3 protein-coding genes, 1 tRNA gene and 1 pseudogene are annotated in these 1,827 nt (G+C 57.6%); 3 read left to right on the top strand and 2 right to left on the bottom strand.

What is annotated here, in order from left to right:
- Positions 1 to 535: radical SAM protein (locus CW742_RS11675; protein ID WP_292420581.1), on the bottom strand; the 535-nt coding region annotated here is incomplete at its 3' end.
- 6 nt (positions 536 to 541) lie between these two features.
- Complete coding sequence (locus CW742_RS11680) at positions 542 to 742, bottom strand: hypothetical protein (RefSeq protein ID WP_292420583.1); 201 nt, start codon at positions 740 to 742, stop codon at positions 542 to 544.
- Between the two features lie 43 nt (positions 743 to 785).
- On the opposite strand from CW742_RS11680, the gene pyrH reads away from it, so the two are divergent.
- The 3 genes and pseudogenes from pyrH to CW742_RS11695 form a co-directional block, all read left to right on the top strand.
- The gene (pyrH, locus tag CW742_RS11685; protein ID WP_292420585.1) at positions 786 to 1,490 is read left to right on the top strand and encodes a UMP kinase; all 705 of its coding nucleotides are present in this window, start codon (positions 786 to 788) and stop codon (positions 1,488 to 1,490) included.
- Between the two features lie 69 nt (positions 1,491 to 1,559).
- Positions 1,560 to 1,634, top strand: a tRNA-Pro gene (locus tag CW742_RS11690).
- A 5-nt stretch (positions 1,635 to 1,639) separates the two neighbouring features.
- Positions 1,640 to 1,827: pseudogene (locus CW742_RS11695) on the top strand (endonuclease III); the annotation flags it as partial.

A 1,827-nucleotide genomic window follows, 5' to 3' on the forward strand; every position in this document is an offset into this window, starting at 1 on the left:
TATCCACGCGATATGCTCCAAGCATGGGGGCTAGTTCGCGCAGTGCCTCTTCGGTTATGTAGCCGTTTGTGACATACACCGTTCCGAGCCCCCGGGACCGTGCCAGTGTTCCCATGTCGAGCGTGTACTCGTGCCAGATGGTGGGTTCGTTGTAGGTCCATGAGATGCTCGCGCTTCCGCTGCCGATCGCCCGGCTCACGCCCTCTTCCGGTGAGTGGCTGCGGAGACGTGCTGTCTCCAGATCGGCGCGGGAGATGTGCCAGTTCTGGCAGTGTTTGCAATGGAAGTTGCAGCCGATGCTCCCGAGGGAATAGGATGTCGTGCCCGGCAGGTAATGGAAGAGGGGCTTCTTCTCAATAGGATCGACTGCCTCCGCGCTGATCCTGCCGTAGGTTGCGGCATACAATGTCCCTTTCTCGTTGATCCTGACCCCGCAGATGCCGTGCTTCCCTTCGTTGATCGTGCACCGGTGGTTGCAGAGCGAGCACTTCACGGCATTGTTTTCGAGTTTCCTGTACTGGCGTGCCTCATGCATACCCTGTTATCCTTCTTTTGTGTGAGAGCGGACGGGCTTTTTCTGCTTCCGCTCCTCCTTTTCAACATCCTTGATGCCTTCCGGTGAATCGACTTCGAGCACGAACGAGCCGCGGTACCCGCAGTCCTTGCAGATATAGATCGAGCCGATATAGCCTCCTGTTTCCGGGAACACTTCGTGGCTCTTGCAGCGGGGACAGTACAACATAGCAAATAACTCTTTATGAGCACCCGGTACAAAAACTAGTGCAATGAAGAAGGTTGTCATCTCGCTGGGAGGCTCGATCCTCATCCCGTCGCTGGAAAACCACACGATCCGGGACTATGTCCCGGTGCTGCAGAAGATTGCAAAGAAATGCCGGCTCTTTGTGGTTGTCGGTGGCGGGGGAGAGGCGCGGCGGTATATCAATATCACCCGCGAGCTGGGGATAGATGAAGGAACCTCAGACGAGATCGGCATCCTGATCACCCGGCTCAATGCCACCATGCTGATCGCGGCGCTGGGCGAGGCCGCATATCCGAAAGTCGCGGAGAGCCACGCGGAGGCGAAAAAGTTCAGCGAGCACGGAAAGATTGTGGTGATGGGGGGCATCACCCCGGGCCAGACAACCGATGCCGTGGCAGCCGTCCTTGCCGAGCGGGTGGGTGCAACAGCGTTCATTAACGCTACCTCCGTTGACGGGATCTATTCCGAAGACCCGAAGAAGAACCCTAAGGCAACCCGGTTCGATGCGATCACACCGCAGAAACTACTCGAGATCGTGGGCAAGACCGCGCTTGGCGCCGGCTCCAACAACGTGCTCGACATTGTTGCGGCTCGCGTGGTGGAGAGGAGCGGGATCCCGCTCATTGTTCTCGATGGCAGCAGGCCGGAGAACCTCTCGGAAGCGATCCTGAAAGGGAAGTTCCGCGGCACGGTTGTTTCCGAAGGGAAGAAGAAGCCGCTGCCAGTCTGATAAACCCCTTTTGTTCCCTTTACTCATCCCCATCCTTTTTGTAATCCAGCGCCCCATCTATGATGGCACGGGGTAGTAGGGTAGCCTGGTCCATCCTAGAGCGTTTGGGACGCTTTGACGGCGGTTCGAATCCGCCCTACCCCATTTTCATGATAAAGCAGGACGCCGCCCGGATCTATGCCGCTCTTTTGAAACGCTATCCGGATGCCCGCGAACCTGCAGGAAAGATCTGCCGCGGCTCCCCGTTCGAGGTCATCATCCTTACCATCCTCTCCGCCCAGACAACCGACAAGGCTGTCCTGAAGGTCAAGCCTGCACTCTTCTCCCGGTATCCGAC

Source organism: Methanoregula sp. (genome assembly GCF_002835825.1).
Taxonomy (GTDB): Archaea; Halobacteriota; Methanomicrobia; order Methanomicrobiales; family Methanospirillaceae; genus Methanoregula.

Excerpts from the sequence above, each read along its gene's own strand:
- CW742_RS11680 (WP_292420583.1), bottom strand. The coding sequence starts at position 742 with ATGTTGTACTGTCCCCGCTGCAAGAGCCACGAAGTGTTCCCGGAAACA.
- pyrH (WP_292420585.1), top strand. The coding sequence starts at position 786 with ATGAAGAAGGTTGTCATCTCGCTGGGAGGCTCGATCCTCATCCCGTCG.